The sequence below is a fragment of the Mariniflexile sp. TRM1-10 genome (assembly GCF_003425985.1).
Lineage (GTDB): Bacteria > Bacteroidota > Bacteroidia > Flavobacteriales > Flavobacteriaceae > Mariniflexile.
Genome location: NZ_CP022985.1, coordinates 2,529,344 through 2,552,648, shown reverse-complemented (window position 1 = coordinate 2,552,648; position 23,305 = coordinate 2,529,344). Strand labels below are relative to the sequence as shown.

The window sequence follows — 23,305 nt, the reverse complement described above, 5'->3', positions numbered from 1 at the left end:
GTTTTCTGCCTATGAACTCATCTTGACTTTTTCTATTATTTAAAGTTATCGTTCAATTACTTTTTCTTTGTAGCAGTTTTTTTCTTAACCGCCTTTTTCTTAGGTGCTTTAGCTTCTATTAAAGCTTTGGCTTCTTCTAAAGTCATTTTTGATACATCAACAGATTTATCTAACTCCACTTTTATTTTTCCTTTTAGCACATTATGCCTTCCCCAACGGGCTTTTTCAACGCGAATGCCTTCATCTTCCCAATTATGGATAACTTTATCTATGTCTTTTTGAATTTTAGTTTCAATAAGCTCAACAATATCATTGTCCGATAAATTATCCCAATCGTACTTGCTACTCACGTTGATGAACATATTGTTCCATTTAATAAAGGGTCCAAAACGTCCTTTCCCTTTTTGTACAGGTAACTTTTTATACATGTAGATGGGTGCATCTGCTGCTTGCTTTTCTTTAATTAAAGCAATAGCGTCTTCCAACTCAACACTTAAAGCATCAACGCCTTTAGGTAAAGAAACAAAAGCATCACCAAACTTAACATAAGGTCCGAAACGCCCGTTATTAACCTCAACTTCCTCCCCTTTATAAGTACCAAGATTTTTAGGCAACTGAAACAAGTCCATCGCCTCTTCGTAGGTAATGGTGTTTAATTGCTGATCTGGACTTAAACTTGCGAATTGTGGTTTTTCCTCATCATCAGGAGTTCCAATTTGCACCATAGGTCCAAATTTACCTAAACGCACACTTACTTGTTTACCTGTTTTTGGATCGGTTCCTAAAACACGTTCACCAGATTCCCTATCGGCGTTTTCCTGAACATTTTCTACTTGTGGATGAAAGTCTTGATAAAACGTTTTCATCATTTTAGTCCAATTTTCCTTTCCTTCGGCAATGTTATCAAAATCCTCTTCAACTTTTGCCGTAAAATTGTAATCTAAAATATGTTCAAAATGATTCACTAAAAAGTCGGTTACAATCATTCCAATATCTGTTGGAACCAATTTTCCTTTATCCGAACCTACTTTTTCAGTTAATACTTTATCTTTTACAGTACCTTTCTTTAATGTGAGTTGGGTATAACTACGTTCTACACCTTCAACCGTACCTTTTTCAACATAATTTCTATTTTGAATGGTAGAAATTGTTGGTGCATAAGTAGACGGACGACCAATACCCAATTCTTCCAATTGTTTAACCAAGGATGCCTCTGTATATCTATATGGTGGGCGCGTATAACGCTCGGTTGCTGTAATATAATTATTGATTAGTGCTTCATTGGTTTTCATTGCAGGAAGCATGCCTTCTTGCTCAACATCTTCATCATCGGTGCTTTCCAAATAAACCTTTAAGAAACCGTCAAAAGTAATAACCTCTCCATTTGCAGTAAAATGTTCGCTATGCGTGGATGCTGCAATTTTAACATTGGTACGCTCCAACTCTGCTTCACTCATCTGCGATGCTATGGCACGTTTCCAAATTAAATCATACAAACGTGCTTGGTCTCTATCAATATCAACCGAATGAATTGCGAAATCGGTAGGACGTATCGCCTCATGCGCTTCTTGGGCTCCTTTCGATTTTCCTTTATAATTCCTTGACTTACTGTACTTTGATCCGAAGGCACTTTCTATTTCTGCTTTTGCACCATTACGTGCTTCGTCAGATAGATTCACACTATCCGTTCTCATATAAGTAATTAAACCCGCTTCATATAGGCGTTGTGCCATTGTCATGGTTTTACTTACCGAAAAATAAAGTTTACGTGATGCTTCTTGTTGTAAAGTTGATGTCGTAAACGGTGCTGCCGGCGATTTTTTAGCGGGCTTTTTCTCTAAATCTGAAACTTTAAATGTAGCCGTTGCATTTTTTTCTAAAAATTTCTGTGCCTCTTCCTTCGTTGAAAAGGTTTTAGGCAATTTCGCTTTAAATGTTTGTCCTTCTTCATTAGAAAATTCGGCATCAATCCTATAGGATGCTTCCGCAGTAAAGTTTTGAATATCGCGTTCACGCTCTACAATCAATCGCACAGAAACAGATTGCACACGACCCGCCGATAAACCACCCTTAACTTTACGCCAAAGAACGGGAGACAACTCATACCCTACAATTCTATCCAATACACGACGTGCTTGTTGCGCATCAACCAAATCGTAATCTATCCCTCTTGGGTTTTCAATAGCTTTTTGTATCGCCGATTTAGTAATTTCATGAAAAACAATACGTTTTGTTTTGCTTTTATCCAACTTTAAAGTCTCTGCCAAATGCCATGCAATAGCCTCTCCTTCTCGATCCTCATCACTTGCTAACCAAACCATATCGGCATTTTTAGCTAGATCTTTCAATTTTTTTACTATCTCTTTTTTATCTTTCGAAACTTCATATTTTGGTTTAAAATCACCTTCAACATCAACCCCCAACTCTTTGGAAGGCAAATCGGCTATATGCCCAAAACTGGACTCTACCTTAAAATCTTTTCCTAAAAATTTTTCGATAGTTTTTGCCTTTGCAGGTGACTCCACAATTACTAAATTCTTCGCCATACTTGATTTTTTTGTAGCTACAAATGTATATGAAAAAAAGTTTATCTGCCTAATTTTAGGGATTATCTGTTTTCTGTTTAAATAAAAAAGCCTGTTTTTCGCAGTCAAAAAACAGGCTTTTTAAAGAAATTCATCATTTATTCGTAAGACATTCCATAACCTTGGTTGTCTTCTTTTTTATCAAAGCCTACAGATTCTTTATAGATAAAGTAAACTGGTAAATTAATAAATGACTTAGTTATATATATTCCTATACAGCACATTAAAAAACCTATTACAGTAGACAATAACCAAGCAACAAATAATAATCCAAAAGTTATTAGCCATTTTTTATTACCTAACTTAAATCCAGCTTTTATAACTTCGGAAGTTGATAATTCAGGATTAAAAGCAAATACGACATTTATTAAAGTAACGGGAACTAACACATAAAAAATTGGTAAAACACATAAAGCAAATGCTAATAAGACAATACCAAAAGTAACTAGAGACAACTTAATAACTTTACCTAAATACGGTTTCTTTAAATAGTAGAAATAATCATCTGCTCCCATTTCTTCTAAATCCTTCAACTTACATATTCTATAAAAAGAGGCTTTCATACCAAAACTAATAACCATGGCAAAAAATGAAAACAACAATGCAAATATGAAAATTGGAACCATTAATAATGGTGTAAAATCCTGCATATTTTCCATGTTTTGGAATGATTGTGGGTCAATTAACCCCATTCCAAGCATTGGTAAATACATAATCAAGTAAAAAGGCACCATTAAAAGCATGGTTAATAAGAGCATAACAAGACCTTGCACCCACACTTTTTTAAATAATTCGATGGATTGGTTAAAAATGGTTCCAAAATCTAAAGCTTTTGCTTTTTCAATTTTATCTAATAAACTATTAATTGTGTTCATGTGTATCAAATATTGGTTAGTTCGAACCAAAGTAAACACTTTCCTGCATATTTTCAAAATTTAATAAATTTTTAAATCTGACACTTTGTCACAAAACATAAATAAATTGTATCTTTGCATGCTTATTGAAAATACGTGTTTCAACAACCTATGGAAAAGACAATAGACGAAAACAAACAAGGGGAATCTCTAGTTCTTGAACAAAAGGAAGGCAACAAACGCAAACTTTTTATTGAAAGTTACGGATGTGCCATGAATTTTAGCGACAGCGAAATTGTAGCTTCAATTTTAGCCAATCAAGGATTTAATACCACCCAAAATTTAGAAGATGCCGATTTGGTTCTGGTAAACACGTGTTCTATACGCGATAAAGCTGAACAAACCGTACGTAAACGCTTAGAAAAATACAACGCGGTAAAACGTTCGCACAACCCAAAAATGAAAGTGGGTGTTTTAGGTTGTATGGCCGAACGCCTAAAAACTAAATTTCTTGAAGAAGAAAAAATTGTTGATTTAGTTGTTGGCCCTGATGCTTACAAAGATTTACCAAACCTATTAGCTGAAGTTGATGAAGGTCACGATGCCATTAACGTTATTCTTTCAAAAGAAGAAACCTATGGCGATATTTCTCCCGTGCGCTTAAATAGCAATGGTGTTACCGCTTTTGTGTCTATAACGCGTGGTTGCGACAACATGTGCACCTTTTGCGTGGTGCCTTTTACACGTGGGCGCGAGCGTAGTAGAGACCCACAAAGTATTATCGAAGAAATTAACGATTTATCGAGCAAAGGCTTTAAAGAAATAACACTTTTGGGTCAGAATGTAGATAGTTACCTTTGGTATGGTGGCGGCCTGAAAAAAGATTTTGACAAAGCTTCCGATTTACAAAGAGCTACTGCGGTTAATTTTTCTAATTTATTAGAGTTGTGTGCCAATGCGCAACCTAAAATGCGGATTCGTTTTTCAACTTCCAATCCACAAGATTTAACTATGGATGTGGTTGAAACCATGGCGAAATACCGTAATATTTGTAATCACATCCATTTGCCAGTACAAAGTGGCAGCAACCGTATTTTAAAAGAAATGAACCGTTTGCATACCCGCGAAGAATACATGGAATTAATAGATAATATTAAACGTGTTATTCCCGATTGTGCCATCAGTCAAGATATGATTGTTGGTTTCCCAACCGAAACTGAAGCCGATTTTCAAGATACCCTATCATTAATGAACTATGTGAAGTATGATTTTGGTTATATGTTCACTTATTCAGAGCGCCCAGGAACTTTAGCTGAGCGTAAGATGGAAGACGACGTTCCTGAAGAAACCAAAAAACGAAGACTTTCCGAAATGGTAGAACTTCAGCAAGAACATAGTGGCTATAGAACCAGACAAAATCTAAACACAGTTGTTGAAGTTCTTATTGAAAAAGAATCTAAAAAATCGGACGCACATTGGTCTGGTAGAACCCCACAAAGTTTGGTTACTGTTTTCCCTAAAGGCGACTATAAAATTGGTGATTTTGTAAACGTAAAAGTTAACGATTGTACCAGTGCTACCTTAATTGGGGAAGCTATTGGGTATTCAATTAACAATTAATAATGAGTAATGAGTAATTAATGATTAATAATAGTATGAGTAATACTTTCAACCTTTTACTTTTCAACTTTTAACTTAACGAATGGAATCAATTCAAGCTATAAAACAACGTTTTGGTATTATTGGCAATTCGCCTGCACTAAATCGTGCCATAGAAAAAGCAATTCAAGTAGCTCCAACCGATATTTCGGTGTTGGTTACTGGCGAAAGTGGTGTAGGTAAAGAAAGTATTCCAAAAATAATACATCAATTATCTCATAGAAAGCATAACAAATACATTGCCGTAAACTGTGGTGCCATTCCCGAAGGAACTATTGACAGTGAACTTTTCGGACATGAAAAAGGCTCGTTTACAGGCGCTTCCCAAACTCGTGAGGGTTATTTTGAAGTCGCCGATGGTGGTACTATTTTTTTAGACGAAGTAGGTGAATTGCCATTAACTACTCAAGTCCGTTTATTGCGAGTTTTAGAAAATGGCGAGTTTTTAAAAGTAGGCTCCAGTAAAGTGCAAAAAACCAATGTACGTATTGTAGCGGCGACAAACGTAAACATGTTTGAAGCCATTGAAAAAGAAAAGTTTCGCGAAGATTTATATTATCGTTTAAGCACGGTAGATATCCATTTACCTCCGTTACGAGACAGGCAAGAAGACATTCATTTGTTGTTTAGAAAGTTCGCCAGCGATTTTGCATTAAAATACAAAATGCCAACCATCAAATTAACCGATGCTGCCATACAAACCCTTTTAAAACACCGTTGGGCCGGCAATATTCGTCAGTTACGAAACATTGCAGAGCAACTATCTGTTTTAGAGCAAAATAGAACCATCTCTGCAGAAATCCTAAAAAGTTATTTACCAACAGCGGGCAGCAATTTACCTGCCGTAATAAAAACATCCAAAGCCGAAAGCGATTTTAGTAGCGAACGCGAAATTCTATACAAAGTATTGTTCGACATGAAAAGCGACTTAAACGATTTAAAGAAGCTTACCTTAGAACTCATGAAACACGGTAACACTAAAGATGTTGAAAAAAATAACGAAAGCTTAATTCAAAAAATTTATGGTGATGATGAAGATGATGCCGAATATGAAGAAGACCCTGTAGATGACAGCAAAGTGCTTTCAATACCAGAACACAGCGTAAACCCTACATCACCTGAAACTTTAGACAAATACCATTTTGCTGAAGAAATTGAAGAAGAAGAAACTTTATCATTACAAGATAAAGAATTGGAATTAATAAAGAAATCGCTTGAACGTCACAGCGGAAAGCGTAAATTAGCAGCAGCCGAATTAGGCATTAGCGAGCGTACTTTGTACAGGAAAATTAAACAATACGATTTGTAAATAGTTAGCAATATTCAATTCCAGTAAACAGTTAAAAATACAACAATGCTAACTACAAATCGTTTTACAATTATTAACTAAATGTGTTACACTGAGCGCAGTCGAAGTGTTTTTAGATATTTATGAAAAACTATTTTTTTTACTTCTTAATTACAACTTTTAGTTTATCACTTTTTGGCTGTGGTTTTTATTCATTCACAGGCGCATCGGTTCCAGCAAATGTAAAAACCTATCAAGTAAATCGTTTTGAAAACAATGCGCTTTTAGTAGAACCGGGTTTAGAACGCGATTTTAAAATTGCTTTAGAAGATTTAATTCAAAACCAAACCAATTTAACACTTGTGCAATCAAATGGTGATTTGGTTTACGAAGGTGAAATAACCGATTACCGCATTTCACCAACCACAGCAACATCTCAAAATACAGCAGCCCAAAACAGATTAACAATAAGCGTTAAAGTAAGATTTTTTAACAGAAAAAAGGAAGATGACGATTTGGAACAAACCTTTTCATTCTTTTACGATTATGCCGGAAGCTCCCAACTAATTGGAGCCACAAAAACAACAGCACACGAAGAAATTTTTGAACGTCTTACTCAAGATATTTTTAATGCTACATTAGCTAAATGGTAGTTGGTTGATGGTTGATGGTTGATGGTTGATGGTTGATGGCAAAATTATTTTTTTTACGTTAGCTTTGATGCTAAACAAATGAAAACACAAAACTTAGTGACTTTAAATATTTATAAATCAGCAACTTTGAATCTTTGAATCTTTGAATCTTTGAATCTCTGCAACTTTGTAACTTTGTAACTTAGAAGCTTTGAAACTCTGAAACTCTGAAACTTTGAAACTCTGAAGCTTTGAAACTTTCTTTAAAAAAATGAACAACACCGATTTTACATACATACTTCAGCATCCGCAAAGCATCACGCATCCGCAAACCGAAGCTGTAAAATCCATTATTAATGAATTTCCTTATTTTCAATCGGCACGTGCTCTGTACCTTAAAGGTTTAAAAAACGAAAGCAGTTTTAAATACAATCAAGAACTTAAAACCACGGCTGCTTATACGGCAGATCGCAGTATTTTATTCGATTTTATAACGTCTGATGTATTCGTTCAAAATGAAATTTCAGAATTCATCCAGCAAAACACAGCACATTTAAAAGATATTGACATTGACATTGAAGACATTTCAGTAAAAAAAAGTATAAAAATTGACGATGCCCTAAAGCAACAAATAACAGCAACTATTGGCGTTTTAGACCCTACCCTATTTAAACCTAAAAAGGACCAAATACAAAAACCAACTGCTTTTACCTTAGATGAATCTGAAAGTATTGAAATTGCTGCCAAAGAAACAGTAACGCCAGAAACTGCTGCCAGTAATATATTAAAACTAGGCAAACCTCTTGAATTTGATAAAAGAGAAACTCATTCTTTTAATGAATGGTTAAATTTAACACGCCTGAAGCCTATTGAAAGACATGAAGATGTTATTAAAGAAGAACCGAAAGAACCTGAAACCCCTTCTAAGATAGATAAACTTAAAAAGTTTAAGCTTATTGAAGAGTTTATCAGCAAAAACCCAAAAATAAACCATACCACTTTTTCGCCTTCAAAAGTAAATCTTGCCGAAGCACAAATGATACAACCCGAAGCCTTAATGACCGAGACTTTGGCACGAATTTATGTTGAACAAAAAAACTATCAAAAGGCAATTCAATCTTATAAAATTTTAAGTTTGAAATATCCAGAAAAAAGTAGTTTCTTTGCAAACCAAATTAAGGCAGTAGAACAATTACAAGAACAAAATAACAAGAAATAATGAGTACGTTTACAATATTTTTAGCATTAATAGTTGTGGTAGCATTTTTACTAATCGTAGTAATCATGGTTCAAAACCCTAAAGGCGGTGGGTTATCATCATCTTTTGGCGGTGGTGGCACACAACAATTAGGTGGAGTAAAAAAGACAACCGACTTTTTAGATAAAAGTACCTGGACATTAGCAACTTTATTATTGATATTAATTTTATTATCTAACGTTGCTATTAACAGAGGTGGTGAAAGCGCAGATTCCAAAGCTTTGGATCCAGATGCTACAACATCACAACCTTTACCAACGCCAGCAAAACCTGCAAACAACACTGCTCCGGTAGAATAATTTGCACTACTATAAAACAAAAAATGCCAACTTTAAACAAGTTGGCATTTTTTGTTGCTGTAAGTTTGTCAGTTCGCAACCATTGGCACACTTTTAGAATAGTACATACCCGTTAACATTAATTTTTAAACTTAAAAATATATCACAAATGGCATTAAACATTAAACCATTAGCAGACCGCGTTCTTATTGAACCTGCACCCGCTGAAACTAAAACAGCATCGGGAATCATTATTCCAGATAACGCTAAAGAAAAACCACAAAAAGGAACCGTTATTGCTGCTGGAAAAGGCACCAAAGATGAGCCTATTACCGTTAAAATTGGCGATACTGTTTTATATGGTAAATATGCTGGCACCGAACTTAAATTAGAAGGTAAAGATTATTTAATAATGCGTGAAAGCGACATTCTTGCGATCATCTAAAAGCAAGTTTCAACACGTCATCACAAGGACGAGGAGTTTGCACGAAGTAACCTTTTGAATAGGGCTTCTAGTTTAAAGGTTTCCTCGGGTTAAAAACCCTCGCAATGACGAAAAAAAAATTAAAATTTCAACTAAAATTAAAAATAGATTCCCTCCTTCGAGGGAATGAAAAATAAAACTTTTCATTATGGCAAAAGATATAAAATTTGATATTGAAGCACGCGACGGTTTAAAACGTGGTGTTGATGCATTAGCAAATGCAGTAAAAGTAACTTTAGGCCCTAAAGGTCGTAACGTTATTATTAGCAAATCATTCGGAGCACCTCAGGTAACTAAAGATGGTGTGACTGTAGCTAAAGAAATTGAATTAAAAGACGCTCTTGAAAACATGGGCGCACAAATGGTAAAAGAAGTTGCTTCTAAAACCAACGATTTAGCCGGCGATGGTACTACGACTGCGACCGTTTTAGCACAAGCTATCGTAAAAGAAGGCTTAAAAAATGTGGCTGCTGGTGCTAACCCAATGGATTTAAAACGTGGGATAGACAAAGCTGTTGAAGCTATTGTTAAGGATTTAGAAAAACAATCAAAGAAAGTAGGTAACTCTTCTGAAATGATTAAACAAGTGGCTTCTATTTCTGCTAATAACGACGATACTATTGGCGATTTAATTGCTAAAGCATTTGACAAAGTTGGTAAAGAAGGTGTTATTACTGTTGAAGAAGCTAAAGGAATGGAAACGTATGTTGACGTTGTTGAAGGTATGCAGTTTGACAGAGGTTATCTATCGCCTTACTTCGTAACAGATACCGACAAAATGATTGTAGATTTAGACAATCCTTATATCTTATTATTCGACAAAAAGATTTCTAACTTACAGGAAATCCTTCCCATACTAGAACCAGTAGCACAATCTGGTCGTCCGTTATTAATTGTTGCCGAAGATGTTGATGGTCAAGCATTGGCTACTTTGGTGGTTAACAAATTACGTGGCGGATTAAAAATTGCAGCTGTAAAAGCACCAGGATTCGGAGACAGACGTAAAGCCATGTTAGAAGACATCGCGATCTTAACGGGTGGTACTGTTATTTCTGAGGAACGCGGTTTCACTTTAGAGAATGCCGATTTAAGCATGCTAGGTACCGCTGAAACTGTTACTATTGATAAAGATAACACGACTATTGTAAATGGTTCTGGTGATGCCGATGCTATTAAAGGACGTGTAAACCAAATAAAAGCACAAATTGAAATCACTACAAGCGATTACGATAAAGAAAAATTACAAGAGCGTTTAGCTAAATTAGCTGGTGGTGTTGCAGTGCTTTATGTTGGTGCTGCTTCTGAAGTAGAAATGAAAGAGAAAAAAGACCGTGTTGATGACGCATTACACGCTACAAGAGCTGCTGTTGAAGAAGGTATTGTTGCCGGTGGCGGTGTTGCCTTAGTAAGAGCAAAATCGGTTTTAGAAAAAATTACAACGGAAAACCTTGATGAAACAACAGGCATTCAAATTGTAGCACGTGCTATTGAAGCACCTTTACGCACCATTGTTGAAAATGCAGGTGGCGAAGGTAGTGTCGTAGTTTCTAAAGTTATGGAAGGCAAAGGATCGTTTGGTTACGATGCAAAGTCTGAAACTTATGTAGATATGCTAAAAGCAGGTATTATCGATCCTAAAAAAGTAACACGTATTGCCTTAGAAAATGCGGCATCGGTTGCTGGAATGATTTTAACTACCGAGTGCGCTTTAATTGACATCAAAGAAGATGCTCCAGCTATGCCAGGCGGTATGGGTGGCGGTATGCCAGGAATGATGTAAATCGAGAGCCTCGACACACAGATATTAAAGAACGCCTCCATTTTGAGGCGTTTTTTTGTGGGTTTAATGTTCGATGTATAAAAGTTACACAGATTAAGAACTAAGATGGTTATTCAACTTTTTTATTCGAATCGATTAACTCAATTAATTTCACAAGAGATGATTTGATTTTATCAGACTCACTCTTTTTAAGCATCAATTCAGCTTTCTTTTTCATTCCGCTATAATTTGCCTCGGGATAAAGTTCAATCAGTTGAGCAAAGTACTTATCAATCCCTTCTGCAAGTTTGATTTTCCCTTGTTCCGTAAATGCGTCCTCGTCATTAATCTTATCCAAATAAATAGTATAATTACTTATAAGAGTTTCAATATTTGAATTAATATTATTTTTAACTCTTGAAGAGTTCGGGTCATCTGCACTTTCTTTTATTTGGTCATTTCCTAACTTAAAATAGTCAAGTTGTAAACTCAAACCATAATGCCAAACAGCCAACATTTCTATATCATAAATATATTTATCTTTACGGTCAGTTGCTTGATAAATTTGACTCATATCTTTCCAATGGTCAAAGAATTCCGTAGCAACATCATTCCGATGTTTTAAGCCCAATTCTTTGTCTTTTAGTACTATTTTGAAATTTTGTTCATCTGTTAATTTTTGAACAATTATTCTTTGCTCAGGATTATCAAAAGTTGGTTTTTTTTCATCATCCATGTAACCAAATCTTAATTCAAGAATCGCTTTGTCATAATCGTTAATATCCCAATACCTTTTGTCTAAAGGGAATTCGTGCTCTTCTGTTTTGTTACAATTGGTTAATGTTAAGAAAGCAAACGTTAAAAGAAAGTATTTAATTTTTATCATTAATTGTTATTTTTGGTTTTTTATATTTGTTTAACAAAGTTAATAAACTGTCTACTTCTTTCTCGTATCTTTTTTGTTCACTTAAAACATAGCTGTGAAAAGTATTGTAGTCATATTCTTTTTGAAAAGTCCTTTCCTTTGTTTTCACTTCTCTTATTATTTCCTCGATTTTGTCTTTATCAAAAGTATTTAAATCAGATATCTTTTCCTTTGCTTTTCTAGCAAACAATTCTGTAATTTTGATGTGATATTTCTCGTGATTTAAAAGTTCTTTGCTATTTGTGTTTTTTTTATAAACGAAAGAGCGCGATGGATGAAATAATGATTGGACGGTAACGGAATTATCATCAATATCACTATCTATTGAGGTTACAACATATGCAAATCTTTCATTACCATAAAGTGACTTTTTGAAAAATTCTAGACCTCGAAAATTCTGAAATGTGATTTGGTCGTACTTATCAAAAGTTAGAGGTTTTTCGTAATTCAAAAAATTTGTATGACTCAAAATCCCAAAAACAATTGAAGTAAAAATTAGAATTAAAAAACTGTATTTTGAGAATTGCAATAACTTTTTTAGCAACTCCCTATTTTCATCTTTACGTTCTTTTAATAACAAAAACAATTGATAAATTGCTGGTGAAAAGTAAAGCAGTGAAACCAGTAGAATTATTAATTTGTCATTCATTCGTAAAGATTAGCTTTAATTACCTGCAACTATAATTATGCAAAATCGTTCTAGTATTTAACGCTAAACGAATTTAATAAATTTTCTCACAAAATCAATTCATAAAAGCATAAAAAACTCCAAAGCCATAACCTTGGAGTTTTTTATATAAGTGGTTTAAAAAAATCATTTACCTGCCTCCCGGTGGGCAATACGTTTTTAAATAATTAGTGAACAATGTTTTTAAATGCGCTGTCGTGCCTTCGCCTTCCCGAATACCATGTGTACGGTTTGGATACGGCATAAACTGAAACTGTTTGTTGTGTTTTACCAATTCGTTTACTAAAATTTCGGCATTTTGGTAATGTACATTATCATCGCCGGTACCATGAATATACAATAAGTTGCCTTGTAAATTTTCAGCATACGTTACAGGCGACCCCTTTACAAAATCTTCCATATTTTCTTGTGGCAAGCCCATATAACGTTCTTGATAGATGTTATCGTAAGTTAACTGGTTTGAAATAGCCGCTAATGAAATGCCCGTTTTATAAATTTCAGGATATTGAAACAACAAATTTAAAGTTGCTGAACCGCCTCCACTATGCCCCCAAACTGCAATACGTTCTGGATCTACAAAATGCCACTTTAGTATTTCTTCGGCTGCCATGGCTTGGTCTTTAATATTAATTCTTCCTATGTTTCTATAAATACTTTTACGCCATGCGCGCCCTTTTGGTGCTGGTGTCCCTCGGTTATCCAATGATATGTAAATATAGCCATCATCTGCCATACTACCATTATAATTCCAGTTTCTACCTGCGCCATAAGAATCGTTTACCGTTGTAGATGCAGGTTCAGAATACACATAAAACACTACGGGGTATTTTTTTGAAGCATCAAAATTGGTTGGTTTTACCATCCATCCATCCATTTCAACGCCTTCGGCAGTAGTCACTTTAAAAAATTCAACTTTAGACGTCTCTTGCAATCTAGACAGATTGGCTTCTATACTGGCTTCCGTACTAATTGGTTTATGGTTTTCAAACGAAATAAGCTCAGAAGCTGGTTTTGTAAAATGGTTTGAAAACGAATGCACGGCAAAAGCACCTGTTGGCGATACGTTATAACTATGTGTGCCTTCTAATGCTTTTGGGCTTACCAACTCTAAAGTTCCTTTACCATTTAGCTTCGTTTTGTAAAGATAGCTTTGTGTGGCATTGTTGGGCGATGCCATAAAATACACATAGCCATTTTTGGTATCAATGTATGACAGGTCTATAAAATCGTAGGCGCCTTTGGTTATTAATTGCTCTTTCTTTCCTTCTAAAGACACGTTATATAAATGCCTCCAACCATCTTTTTCTGAAGTCCATAAAATATTTTTTCCGTTGTTGTACCAAATAAAATTGTTGGTAAAATCGATGCTATAGTGGTTTCCTGCTTGATAGATATCTACCCAAGCTGCATCGGTTTCTTCTTGTATAACTTTAGAAATACCCGTTCTTGGTTCAGCAATAAAAAGTTTGCTTTGGTTTTGTTTTCTGTTTAATTGCTGAATTAATAAGTTTTCGGTTGCTGGTATAAACTCCATACGCACCAAATAATTTTGACGTGGATTTCCTGGAATATCCATCCATGTGGTTTTTACATCATCAATAGTTACAACACCGACTTTACAAGACGACGGTGTTTCGCCAACTTTGGGGTATTCCAAAGGCACTATTTGCGAATAAATAGAGTCGGTGTTATTAATCATATAAAACGTCTTGGTATCGCTCGCATCAATTTGCCAATAGGCTATCGATTTACTATCTAAACTCCAACGAAAACCATCGCGACAGGCAAATTCTTCTTCATAAACCCAATCAAACGTTCCGTTGATTAATGTTGCAGTCCCATCGGTCGTTAGTGCTTTTATTTTTGAGTTGCTTAAGTCTTCAACATATATATTATTGTCACTTACATAGGCAGCCAATTTACCATCGGGAGATATTTTAGCAAACATAAGCGATGCTTCCGGCAAAGTTTTACCTAGTTGTTGTAAAGCGCCTGTTACCATATCTAAAACCCAATAATCCCCTTTGGTATTTAATCGCCATACACGTTTGGTATTAGTAAACAGCAACACTTTTTGCTCATCTTTTGAAAACGTAAAATAACTTACTGTCAAAGGTGTGTTACTACCGCTAGGTATTAATTGCTCTTTTGATATTAATACTTTAGCATCATTAGAAGGTAAGGTATGCTGAACAATGCCCTCGCTTTGAATTGTATAATACGATTTACCATCGTTAGACCATTTTAATCCTGAGTCTTGCGAAAACCCTTGGATTGACAACAAACTAATAAATAAAAAAACTAAGGATACTTTAAGTTTGCTTTTGAAATTAAAAACCAATTTAAAAATGTGCATAAAAGTTGTGCTTTAAATGAATAATAAATTTCCGAAGTTAATATTTAATTTGAAACTGCCAATATTCAGACTCTTAGTTTAACAGCTTCTTGTGATGCGTTTATTAAATGATTAACACTTAGAGACTGTTTAAGTTTTAAGTTTATTGTAATAAAATGCAGGAAGCAACAGCATTAAAATGATGGGTTGAATGATAAACCTGCGTACATTAAAAAATAAATAGTAGTCTTCTTGTCTTGGGTTAATAACAAAATACAAATAAATGGCCATTAAAGTTACAAAAGCCAACGTGTATATAAACACTGAGAACTTTATAATGCTTTTGTTTTTAAAAACCACATAGAGTATGCCTAATGAAATGACTGTATTTAAAATATATCGAAATGTAGTAAACATGGCGACTTTAAAAATTTCGCGTCTGGGACTATCAATATACAAGTAATCGTTTTGAAAAAATGTTAAATAAGGATCGTAAAACAAGTCGTCTTCAAAAACTCGAACTAAAATCAACAATCCGAATAACACAATTAATAAGATGTATTTTGTTGGATTATTCATTGCCTCTCTTCAATTTTGAAAAACGATTCACCCAAAAAACCCACAATAAAAATACCATCCCATAAATAATAGCAGGAAAAACAACCTTATGAAAAATATCTTTTTGATATGGATAATGATACAAACCTATAGTTAACAGAACAATGCGCAATAAATTAACTGTATAAATCAAAACACTTCCCGAAAGGATGTAGAAAAATGTTGTTTTAAACTTAGAAGCAAAAGCCACGATAAATGACACAAATAATATAATAACACTAATAGAATTACAGCCTTCAACAACACGTGCTAAATATTGGTTGTTAACAATTAGCTTCACTGATGGTTCATTTGGATGTGGCAACACTTGTGCATGATATCCAAAAGTATTTAATAACGATTCACTTTGTTTAGCCACTAAGTGCGTCATGTAATCTGGGTAAAATTTAGCCCCGTCAGAAAACTGCAAATAAAACTTATAGAGTATTGACAGAATAATATACGTCAATAAAAACGCAAGTATAAACTTTATAACCAACTTATATTTTACTAAAAGTGCTTTCAAAAAAACAAATGATTTAAATTAAGGAACATTGAGATTAAAAACCATAATTTCACAAGGCTTATATATTTTTTATGCTTAGGAACCATTTTAATTAAATTTCTTCACCTCTTAAAGCATGTTATCTTATATCTTATTTGAATATCCTTAGAGAAGGAATATAATTGTATTTTTTGCCATTTGAAACTCTAACCGTATTTATAATAATTATTGTAAAATTATAAATATATAAAATGATTATTGGAACATATGCCTTAAAGACACTAAAAGGAGTTATGTGTTTAAATATAGGACTAATGACTCCAAGAAACAATAAAATGGAGTATGAAAAAAGCACAATAGACCAAGTTATCTCAAAATTTAACATGGATTTACCAAGCTCATTCACATTTTTCAGTTTATCCTTTTTAAGTATCCAAAAAACTAAAGGAAGAATAATTCCTAATATAGGAAAGAATAAAAATCCAAGAGCAGATAAGCTCATTAATATTAAATACCCTTTATCCTCTTGAATTTTCCAATCAATAATTTCATCGGGCGTTGTATTTAGCGCAATTGCTAATCTTTTTAAAGAATCCCCTCTGGGTACTGTTTCGGCATTTTCAATTCTTTGAATTGTTCTTAAGCTCAAACCAGAATCTTCAGCCAATAACTCTTGAGTCATTCCTCTCTGATTTCTTAAACCTTTTACTCTTTGTGATAAATTCAAATCGTTCATTTTATATACTTTTAATTTGAAGTAAAAGTATTCGGAGTTTCATTATTTATGTTGCGCCTTTAATATGTCATTTTTACGTCATTTGTGTCTAAACACAATCTACAACTTTTTATAAGGTTAAAATTATGCAAACCAAATATATAATACATCCCTTTTTAAATACTTTTACAAAAACTTTACAATTTTATGATTTTCGAACAACTAAAACCCCAAGTAGAAGCTATTGTTTCAAACACCAGCAAAACGGTAAACGAACGCCTGTTAAATATTTGCGAACTCCTTGAAAAACACGTTAGCTATTACAACTGGGTTGGGTTTTATTTTAGAAATGGCAAAAAAGAGGAACTTATTTTGGGCCCGTATGTTGGCGCACCAACCGATCATACTGTAATTCCTTTTGGAAAAGGTATTTGCGGACAAGTAGCGGTTAGCAACCAAAACTTTGTGGTTCCCGATGTGACAGCCCAAGATAATTATATAGCTTGCAGCATTACGGTTAAAGCTGAAATTGTTATCCCCATTTTTGTAAATGGCGAAAATATTGGGCAAATTGATATCGACTCTAACACGCCAGACCCTTTTACTGAAGCAGACGAACGTTTTTTAGAGTTTGTTTGCGCACAAGTTGCCTCCATACTGGAGTAAATTTTAGAATTTCGAATTCCCTGTTAACAAATCAAAGATTTAGTTAAAAAGTCGTCTCGTTTTTTGTTTTATAAACAGTTGTATTTTAGTTGAAATAACTACTTTTGCAACTTATAATTAGATTAAAAAAATGAGCAACGAAAAAACAGTAAAATCAGCATTAATTTCTGTATTTAGTAAAGAAGGTTTAGAACCTATTGTTAGAAAACTAAACGAACAAGGTGTAACCATTTATTCTACTGGTGGTACCCAAACATTTATTAACGACTTAGGCATTGATGTAGTTCCTGTAGAAGAAGTAACATCATACCCATCTATTCTTGGTGGTCGTGTAAAAACATTACACCCAAAAGTGTTTGGAGGTATTTTAAACAGACAAAACCATGCAGGAGATGCCTCTGAATTAGAAACTTTTGAAATCCCTCAAATTGATGTCGTTATTGTTGATTTATATCCGTTTGAAAAAACTGTTGCTTCGGGCGCAAGTGAACAAGATATTATTGAAAAAATTGATATAGGTGGTATTTCGTTAATTCGTGCTGCTGCAAAAAATTACGCCGATGTTGTTTGTGTAGCATCTGTTGATGATTATGCAGCGTTTTTAGAACTTATTTCGGCTAATAACGGAAGTATTTCTTTAGAAAACAGAAAACGTTTTGCTACAAAAGCATTTAAAGTATCGTCGCACTACGACACTGCCATTTTTAATTACTTCAACAAAAACAACGAAGAAACTGTTTTAAAAATTAGCGAAACTAACGGAAACGTGTTGCGTTATGGCGAAAACCCGCACCAAAAAGGGTTTTTCTTTGGCGATTTTGATGCGATGTTTACTAAACTTAACGGAAAAGAATTAAGCTATAACAACTTATTGGATGTTGATGCCGCAGTGAATCTAATAAACGAATTCAAAAATGAAGCGCCCACATTTGCTATTCTAAAGCACAACAACGCTTGTGGTTTTGCTCAAAGCAACACCATTCACCAAGCGTATAAAGATGCTTTAGCTGGCGACCCTGTTTCTGCTTTTGGTGGTGTTTTAATTAGCAATACTGAAATAGATAAAGCAACTGCTGAAGAAATAAGTAGTTTATTCTGTGAAGTCATTATTGCTCCCTCATACAATACTGAAGCTTTAGAAATCCTTAAAGGAAAGAAAAACAGAATCATATTAGTTCTTCATGATGTAGAGTTGCCTCAAACCAATGTAAGAAGCTGTTTAAATGGCATTTTGGTTCAAGATAGAAACATGATTACAGACACTATTGAAGGATTAACTTATGTGACCAACAATAAACCATCAAAAAACGAGTTAGAAGATTTAATATTTGCTTCAAAAATTTGCAAGCACACAAAATCCAACACCATCGTTTTAGTTAAAAACAAACAATTATTTGCTAGCGGAACCGGACAAACCAGTCGTGTAGATGCTTTAGAGCAAGCTATCCATAAAGCGAAAACTTTTAATTTCGATTTAAACGGTGCTGTTATGGCTAGCGACGCATTTTTCCCGTTTCCAGATTGTGTGGAAATTGCAAAGAAAGCTGGTATTACCGCTGTAATTCAACCAGGTGGTTCTATTAAAGATCAGTTAAGTATTGATTATTGTAATGAAAATAACGTTGCTATGGTGTTTACTGGAACGCGTCATTTTAAACACTAAATAAACAGCAATATTTATTAACTTTTACTACATTTACGAAATAAGTTTTTAAACCTCTAAAATCACTAATAGCACATGGGCTTTTTTGACTTCTTAACCGAAGAAATTGCAATAGATTTAGGTACTGCAAATACTCTTATTATTCATAACGACAAGGTTGTGGTTGACGCACCTTCCATTGTAGCTCGCGATAGAATTACCGGAAAAATTATTGCCGTCGGTCAAGAAGCCAGTTTAATGCAAGGGAAAACACATGAAAACATCAAAACCATTCGCCCCTTAAAAGACGGTGTTATTGCCGATTTTGATGCTTCAGAACAAATGATAAGTATGTTTATTAAAAACATACCCGCATTAAAAAAGAAATTCTTCACTCCGGCGCTTCGTATGGTAGTCTGTATTCCTTCGGGCATCACAGAAGTTGAAATGCGCGCAGTAAAAGAAAGTGCAGAACGTGTAAATGGTAAAGAAGTATATTTGATACACGAACCTATGGCGGCGGCTATTGGAATTGGGGTTGATATCATGCAACCTAAGGGTAATATGGTAGTTGATATAGGTGGTGGTACTACCGAAATTGCTGTTATTGCATTGGGCGGTATTGTTTGCGATAAATCGGTGAAAATTGCAGGTGACGTATTTACAAACGACATTGTTTACTACATGCGTACGCAACACAATTTATATGTGGGCGAGCGTACTGCGGAAAAAATAAAAATTCAAATTGGTGCTGCCACCGAAGACTTAGATTTACCTCCAGAAGACATGAGTGTTCAAGGACGTGATTTGCTTACCGGTAAGCCCAAACAAGTATCTATATCGTATAGAGAGATTGCAAAAGCATTGGACAAATCTATTTTACGTATTGAAGATGCCGTTATGGAAACCTTATCGCAAACACCTCCGGAATTAGCTGCCGATATTTATAATACGGGTATTTATTTAGCAGGTGGTGGTTCTATGCTAAGAGGATTAGACAAACGTTTATCTCAAAAAACAGACCTACCGGTTTACATAGCCGAAGACCCTTTACGTGCTGTTGTAAGAGGTACTGGTATTACGCTTAAAAATTTAGCTAAATACAAAAGCGTTTTGATTAAATAGGCTTATAAAACATGCAACAGATTATTAATTTCATAATAAGAAACAAAAACTTTTTGTTGTCCTTGTTGCTGTTTTCTATTTCTTTTGTTTTTACAATTCAAACACATTCTTACCATAAAAGTAAGTTTATAAACTCTGCCAATTTTTTAACTGGAGGTATTTACAATTCCATTAATAATTTTACGGGTTATTTAAATTTGAAGTCTCAAAACCAAATATTGGCAGAAGAAAACAATCGTTTAAAAATGCTGCTGTTTAATTCTGAAAACAAAAAAGACTCTACCTATATAGATACGGCCTCTTACAAAGGTTCCTATAAATTTACGTTGGCAAACGTTATAAGAAACACCTATTCTGGCGCTAATAACTTCCTACTTTTAAATAGAGGAAAAAACGATGGTTTAAAACAAGATTTAGGGGTTATAAGCTCAAAAGGTGTTGTTGGTATTGTTCATGGTACCAGCAAACATTATGCAACGGTTATCTCTGTATTGAATACCACAAATAAAATTAGTGCTCAGCTAAAAAAAACAAATCATTTTGGCACACTTTACTGGAATGCCAAATCTCCTTATTACATTCAACTTATTGACATTCCTAAAATAGCTCCTATTGTAAAAGGCGATACTATTATTACATCGGGGCGTTCGTCCATTTTCCCTAAAGGAATTCCAATAGGTATTATACATGATTTTAAACTTGATGCCGCCGAAAATTATTATGAAATAAACATCAAATTGTTTAATGATATGACCAATCTTGAACATGTTTATACTATTGAAAATATTGATACTGACGAGATTAATAATTTATTAAACAAAACCGTCAATGAATAACACTGTGTTTGTCCATATTACGCGTTTTATTTCATTGGTTTTTTTACAGGTCGTGTTGTTCAGTAATATTAACTTTTCAGGTTACATTAACCCATTTGTTTATATTATGTTTATAGCGTTGTTTCCTGTAAAAAACAATCGTTTTATTATTATTTTTTTAAGCTTTTTCTTAGGGCTAACTATCGATTTATTCTCAGATACTGGGGGTATTCACGCCGCAGCCTGTGTTTTTATAGCCTATATAAGACCCGTTATATTAAAATTCTCTTTTGGAGTAATTTACGAGCATCAAACTATAAAATTTAATACCGTTGAATTCGGTGAAAAACTAACCTATCTTACCATTCTCACTTTTCTACATCACTTTGTATTGTTTTTTTTAGAAATGTTTAGTGTTTCAAAAATAATATTAGTGCTTCAAAAAACGTTATTCTCAAGTATTTTTACTATTTTATTAATTCTAATTATAACCATTATTTTTAGTAAAAAAACTAAATGAGACGATTCTTACTTGTTATAGCAATAGCCGTTGTCGGACTTATATTTCTATCTAGGCTTTTTTATTTACAGATATATAGTGGGGGAATTCAAAATTTATATGAAGACAACGCTATTAGAAAAGTTTATGACTATCCAAAACGAGGTTTTGTTTTTGATAGGAATGGCGAGTTATTGGTTTCCAACCAACCGTCATACGACGTTATGTTTATTCCTCGTGAGGTAAAACCTTTAGATACTTTAGAGTTTTGCAGTTTATTGAAAATTGAAAAAACCAGGTTTAAAGAAATCTTTGAAAAAGCATATCATTACTCCCCATGGTTACCTTCCGTTTTTATTCCGCATTTATCAAAAGAAGATTATGCCAGCTTACAAGAAAAAATGCGAAAGTTTGAAGGTTTTTATATCCAAAAACGTTCCTTAAGACATTATGAAACCACTATAGGCGCCAACGTTTTAGGTGATATTGGCGAAGTTAACGACGCTATTATTGCCCGAGATCCTTATTATAAAATGGGCGACCTCATAGGGAAACAAGGTATTGAACTCTCTTACGAAAAAACATTACGCGGTGTGAAGGGCATTAAGTTTATTCAAAAAGATAGATTTAATAGAGATTTAGGACCATACAAAGACGGTATTTTCGATACATTACCAAAACCAGGTAGCGATGTCACCATTACCATCGATGCCAAATTGCAGGCTTATGGCGAATTGCTCATGCAAAATAAACACGGTGGTATTATTGCCATTGAACCTAGTAGCGGCGAAATTTTAGCCATGGTCTCAACACCAACCTATAACCCTAATTTATTAGTCGGACGCCAACGCTCAGTTAATTTCACAAAATTATATAACGATAGTATTAACAAGCCTTTATATGACAGAGGCCTTCAAGCCATGTATCCGCCTGGGTCTCCATTTAAAATTTTAAATGCACTTATTGGTTTGCAAGAAGAAGTTGTAACTACCGAAGACCGGTTTTATTGCAACCATGGATATAGTTACGGTGGTAGGAAAATGGGATGTCATAGCCATCCAAGTCCTTTGGCAATGAATGGTGGTATTTACAATTCCTGCAATGCCTATTTTGCGAATGTTTACAGAAGAATTATAGACAAAACCAAAAGTCCTGCAACAGGCATGGATATTTGGAGCAACCATGTAAAAAGTTTTGGCTTAGGCGATTATTTGAATAACGATTTATCGGTAGGGCAACCTGGTAAAATTCCTAATAGTAAAACCTACGACCAAATTTATGGCAAAAACAGATGGGGAAGTACTTTCAACTTATCAAACGCTATTGGGCAAGGTGAAGTATTAACAACACCTATTCAATTAGCAAATATGACCGCAGCCATTGCCAACCGAGGATACTATTATACCCCTCACATCATAAAAAATATTGAAGGTCATACCATTGATGTTAAATATACCACCCCTAACCATACCACCATAAACAAAGAACATTTTGAACCTATTATACAAGGTATGTTTGATGTTTATAACCATGGAACCGCTGCAAGTGTTCAAGTAAAAGGTATTGAAATTTGCGGAAAAACTGGAACTGCCGAAAACTTTGTAAAAGTTAAAGGGCAACGCATGCAGCTTACAGATCATTCTATATTTATCGCATTTGCACCAAAAGACAATCCTAAAATAGCCCTTGCTGTATTTGTAGAAAACGGGTATTGGGGAGCACGATTTGCTGGAAAAATAGCCAGTTTAATGATTGAAAAATATATTAATGATACTATCTCCAGAACCGACATGGAAGATTGGCTTTTAAAACATACTTTAGAACATGAGTACGCAAAACCATATTCTGGACAACCCTTTGGAATTAATAAGAATACAACTTTAGAAGTTGTAGATGATTCAGAATTTAAAGAGCTTAAAGAATTATTGAATGAACTAAATAGCAAATCAAGAAACCCTGATGAACTGAAGAAAACCCAAGGTGTAAATTTATAGAT

21 protein-coding genes are annotated in these 23,305 nt (G+C 34.2%); 13 read left to right on the top strand and 8 right to left on the bottom strand.

Annotated elements, in window-relative coordinates; all coding sequences use genetic code 11:
• Window positions 1–56 precede the first annotated feature (56 nt).
• Together topA and CJ739_RS10845 are read right to left on the bottom strand one after the other, a co-directional pair.
• Complete coding sequence (topA, locus tag CJ739_RS10850; RefSeq protein ID WP_117175193.1) at window positions 57–2,546, bottom strand: type I DNA topoisomerase; 2,490 nt, start codon at window positions 2,544–2,546, stop codon at window positions 57–59.
• A gap of 137 nt (window positions 2,547–2,683) precedes the next feature.
• Window positions 2,684–3,460, bottom strand: coding sequence for a hypothetical protein (locus CJ739_RS10845; protein WP_117175191.1), 777 nt, complete (start codon window positions 3,458–3,460; stop codon window positions 2,684–2,686).
• Window positions 3,461–3,610: 150 nt separating this feature from the next.
• Between CJ739_RS10845 and miaB the strand changes: the two genes are divergently transcribed.
• The 7 genes from miaB to groL all read left to right on the top strand — a co-directional run bounded on the left by miaB (window position 3,611) and on the right by groL (window position 10,818).
• On the top strand, window positions 3,611–5,059 hold the full coding sequence (gene miaB / locus CJ739_RS10840) for a tRNA (N6-isopentenyl adenosine(37)-C2)-methylthiotransferase MiaB (protein ID WP_117175189.1): 1,449 nt from the start codon (window positions 3,611–3,613) through the stop codon (window positions 5,057–5,059).
• 82 nt (window positions 5,060–5,141) lie between these two features.
• Window positions 5,142–6,407 (top strand): sigma-54 interaction domain-containing protein, encoded by a 1,266-nt coding sequence (locus tag CJ739_RS10835; RefSeq protein ID WP_117175187.1) that lies wholly within the window; start codon window positions 5,142–5,144, stop codon window positions 6,405–6,407.
• Window positions 6,408–6,529: 122 nt separating this feature from the next.
• Entirely contained in the window at window positions 6,530–7,039 is a 510-nt protein-coding gene (locus tag CJ739_RS10830) for an LptE family protein (protein WP_117175185.1), read from the top strand.
• Between the two features lie 250 nt (window positions 7,040–7,289).
• On the top strand, window positions 7,290–8,237 hold the full coding sequence (locus tag CJ739_RS10825) for a DUF8458 domain-containing protein (protein WP_117175183.1): 948 nt from the start codon (window positions 7,290–7,292) through the stop codon (window positions 8,235–8,237).
• Window positions 8,237–8,575 (top strand): preprotein translocase subunit SecG, encoded by a 339-nt coding sequence (gene secG / locus CJ739_RS10820; protein WP_117175181.1) that lies wholly within the window; start codon window positions 8,237–8,239, stop codon window positions 8,573–8,575. Before CJ739_RS10825 ends, secG begins: the two co-directional genes overlap by 1 nt.
• A gap of 148 nt (window positions 8,576–8,723) precedes the next feature.
• Entirely contained in the window at window positions 8,724–8,999 is a 276-nt protein-coding gene (locus CJ739_RS10815; RefSeq protein WP_117175179.1) for a co-chaperone GroES, read from the top strand.
• 187 nt (window positions 9,000–9,186) lie between these two features.
• Entirely contained in the window at window positions 9,187–10,818 is a 1,632-nt protein-coding gene (gene groL / locus CJ739_RS10810) for a chaperonin GroEL (protein WP_117175177.1), read from the top strand.
• A gap of 109 nt (window positions 10,819–10,927) precedes the next feature.
• Here groL and CJ739_RS10805 read toward each other — a convergent pair whose 3' ends face one another.
• The 6 genes from CJ739_RS10805 to CJ739_RS10780 form a co-directional block, all read right to left on the bottom strand.
• On the bottom strand, window positions 10,928–11,683 hold the full coding sequence (locus CJ739_RS10805) for a hypothetical protein (RefSeq protein WP_117175175.1): 756 nt from the start codon (window positions 11,681–11,683) through the stop codon (window positions 10,928–10,930).
• Complete coding sequence (locus CJ739_RS10800; RefSeq protein ID WP_117175173.1) at window positions 11,670–12,371, bottom strand: hypothetical protein; 702 nt, start codon at window positions 12,369–12,371, stop codon at window positions 11,670–11,672. Before CJ739_RS10800 ends, CJ739_RS10805 begins: the two co-directional genes overlap by 14 nt.
• A gap of 169 nt (window positions 12,372–12,540) precedes the next feature.
• Window positions 12,541–14,766: a S9 family peptidase gene (locus CJ739_RS10795; RefSeq protein WP_117175171.1), complete on the bottom strand. Its 2,226-nt coding sequence runs from the start codon at window positions 14,764–14,766 to the stop codon at window positions 12,541–12,543.
• Between the two features lie 129 nt (window positions 14,767–14,895).
• Window positions 14,896–15,324: an exosortase F system-associated membrane protein gene (locus CJ739_RS10790; protein ID WP_117175169.1), complete on the bottom strand. Its 429-nt coding sequence runs from the start codon at window positions 15,322–15,324 to the stop codon at window positions 14,896–14,898.
• Window positions 15,317–15,868, bottom strand: coding sequence for an exosortase family protein XrtF (gene xrtF / locus CJ739_RS10785; protein ID WP_117175167.1), 552 nt, complete (start codon window positions 15,866–15,868; stop codon window positions 15,317–15,319). The genes CJ739_RS10790 and xrtF overlap by 8 nt, the downstream gene beginning before the upstream one ends.
• A 130-nt stretch (window positions 15,869–15,998) precedes the next feature.
• The gene (locus CJ739_RS10780) at window positions 15,999–16,583 is read right to left on the bottom strand and encodes a helix-turn-helix domain-containing protein (RefSeq protein ID WP_117175165.1); all 585 of its coding nucleotides are present in this window, start codon (window positions 16,581–16,583) and stop codon (window positions 15,999–16,001) included.
• A 186-nt stretch (window positions 16,584–16,769) separates the two neighbouring features.
• On the opposite strand from CJ739_RS10780, the gene CJ739_RS10775 reads away from it, so the two are divergent.
• From CJ739_RS10775 to CJ739_RS10750, 6 genes are all read left to right on the top strand, one after another.
• On the top strand, window positions 16,770–17,228 hold the full coding sequence (locus tag CJ739_RS10775; RefSeq protein ID WP_117175163.1) for an XrtF-associated fRMsr-like GAF protein: 459 nt from the start codon (window positions 16,770–16,772) through the stop codon (window positions 17,226–17,228).
• A 130-nt stretch (window positions 17,229–17,358) separates the two neighbouring features.
• Window positions 17,359–18,891 (top strand): bifunctional phosphoribosylaminoimidazolecarboxamide formyltransferase/IMP cyclohydrolase, encoded by a 1,533-nt coding sequence (gene purH / locus CJ739_RS10770; RefSeq protein ID WP_117175161.1) that lies wholly within the window; start codon window positions 17,359–17,361, stop codon window positions 18,889–18,891.
• Window positions 18,892–18,966: 75 nt separating this feature from the next.
• Window positions 18,967–19,995, top strand: coding sequence for a rod shape-determining protein (locus CJ739_RS10765; protein ID WP_117175159.1), 1,029 nt, complete (start codon window positions 18,967–18,969; stop codon window positions 19,993–19,995).
• 11 nt (window positions 19,996–20,006) lie between these two features.
• The gene (gene mreC / locus CJ739_RS10760; RefSeq protein ID WP_117175157.1) at window positions 20,007–20,831 is read left to right on the top strand and encodes a rod shape-determining protein MreC; all 825 of its coding nucleotides are present in this window, start codon (window positions 20,007–20,009) and stop codon (window positions 20,829–20,831) included.
• Window positions 20,824–21,330 (top strand): rod shape-determining protein MreD, encoded by a 507-nt coding sequence (locus CJ739_RS10755; RefSeq protein ID WP_117175155.1) that lies wholly within the window; start codon window positions 20,824–20,826, stop codon window positions 21,328–21,330. Before mreC ends, CJ739_RS10755 begins: the two co-directional genes overlap by 8 nt.
• Window positions 21,327–23,303 carry a peptidoglycan D,D-transpeptidase FtsI family protein gene (locus CJ739_RS10750; protein WP_117175153.1) on the top strand — a complete coding sequence of 659 codons (1,977 nt, stop codon included), beginning with the start codon at window positions 21,327–21,329 and terminating at the stop codon, window positions 23,301–23,303. The genes CJ739_RS10755 and CJ739_RS10750 overlap by 4 nt, the downstream gene beginning before the upstream one ends.
• Window positions 23,304–23,305: the final 2 nt, after the last annotated feature.

Coding starts and splice junctions, on each gene's coding strand:
- CJ739_RS10800 (WP_117175173.1), bottom strand. CDS start 12,371: ATGAATGACAAATTAATAATTCTACTGGTTTCACTGCTTTACTTTTCA.
- CJ739_RS10780 (WP_117175165.1), bottom strand. CDS start 16,583: ATGAACGATTTGAATTTATCACAAAGAGTAAAAGGTTTAAGAAATCAG.
- miaB (WP_117175189.1), top strand. CDS start 3,611: ATGGAAAAGACAATAGACGAAAACAAACAAGGGGAATCTCTAGTTCTT.
- CJ739_RS10790 (WP_117175169.1), bottom strand. CDS start 15,324: ATGAATAATCCAACAAAATACATCTTATTAATTGTGTTATTCGGATTG.
- CJ739_RS10750 (WP_117175153.1), top strand. CDS start 21,327: ATGAGACGATTCTTACTTGTTATAGCAATAGCCGTTGTCGGACTTATA.
- secG (WP_117175181.1), top strand. CDS start 8,237: ATGAGTACGTTTACAATATTTTTAGCATTAATAGTTGTGGTAGCATTT.
- CJ739_RS10755 (WP_117175155.1), top strand. CDS start 20,824: ATGAATAACACTGTGTTTGTCCATATTACGCGTTTTATTTCATTGGTT.
- CJ739_RS10825 (WP_117175183.1), top strand. CDS start 7,290: ATGAACAACACCGATTTTACATACATACTTCAGCATCCGCAAAGCATC.
- topA (WP_117175193.1), bottom strand. CDS start 2,546: ATGGCGAAGAATTTAGTAATTGTGGAGTCACCTGCAAAGGCAAAAACT.
- CJ739_RS10815 (WP_117175179.1), top strand. CDS start 8,724: ATGGCATTAAACATTAAACCATTAGCAGACCGCGTTCTTATTGAACCT.
- mreC (WP_117175157.1), top strand. CDS start 20,007: ATGCAACAGATTATTAATTTCATAATAAGAAACAAAAACTTTTTGTTG.
- CJ739_RS10795 (WP_117175171.1), bottom strand. CDS start 14,766: ATGCACATTTTTAAATTGGTTTTTAATTTCAAAAGCAAACTTAAAGTA.
- CJ739_RS10775 (WP_117175163.1), top strand. CDS start 16,770: ATGATTTTCGAACAACTAAAACCCCAAGTAGAAGCTATTGTTTCAAAC.
- CJ739_RS10835 (WP_117175187.1), top strand. CDS start 5,142: ATGGAATCAATTCAAGCTATAAAACAACGTTTTGGTATTATTGGCAAT.
- CJ739_RS10765 (WP_117175159.1), top strand. CDS start 18,967: ATGGGCTTTTTTGACTTCTTAACCGAAGAAATTGCAATAGATTTAGGT.
- CJ739_RS10805 (WP_117175175.1), bottom strand. CDS start 11,683: ATGATAAAAATTAAATACTTTCTTTTAACGTTTGCTTTCTTAACATTA.
- purH (WP_117175161.1), top strand. CDS start 17,359: ATGAGCAACGAAAAAACAGTAAAATCAGCATTAATTTCTGTATTTAGT.
- groL (WP_117175177.1), top strand. CDS start 9,187: ATGGCAAAAGATATAAAATTTGATATTGAAGCACGCGACGGTTTAAAA.
- CJ739_RS10830 (WP_117175185.1), top strand. CDS start 6,530: ATGAAAAACTATTTTTTTTACTTCTTAATTACAACTTTTAGTTTATCA.
- CJ739_RS10845 (WP_117175191.1), bottom strand. CDS start 3,460: ATGAACACAATTAATAGTTTATTAGATAAAATTGAAAAAGCAAAAGCT.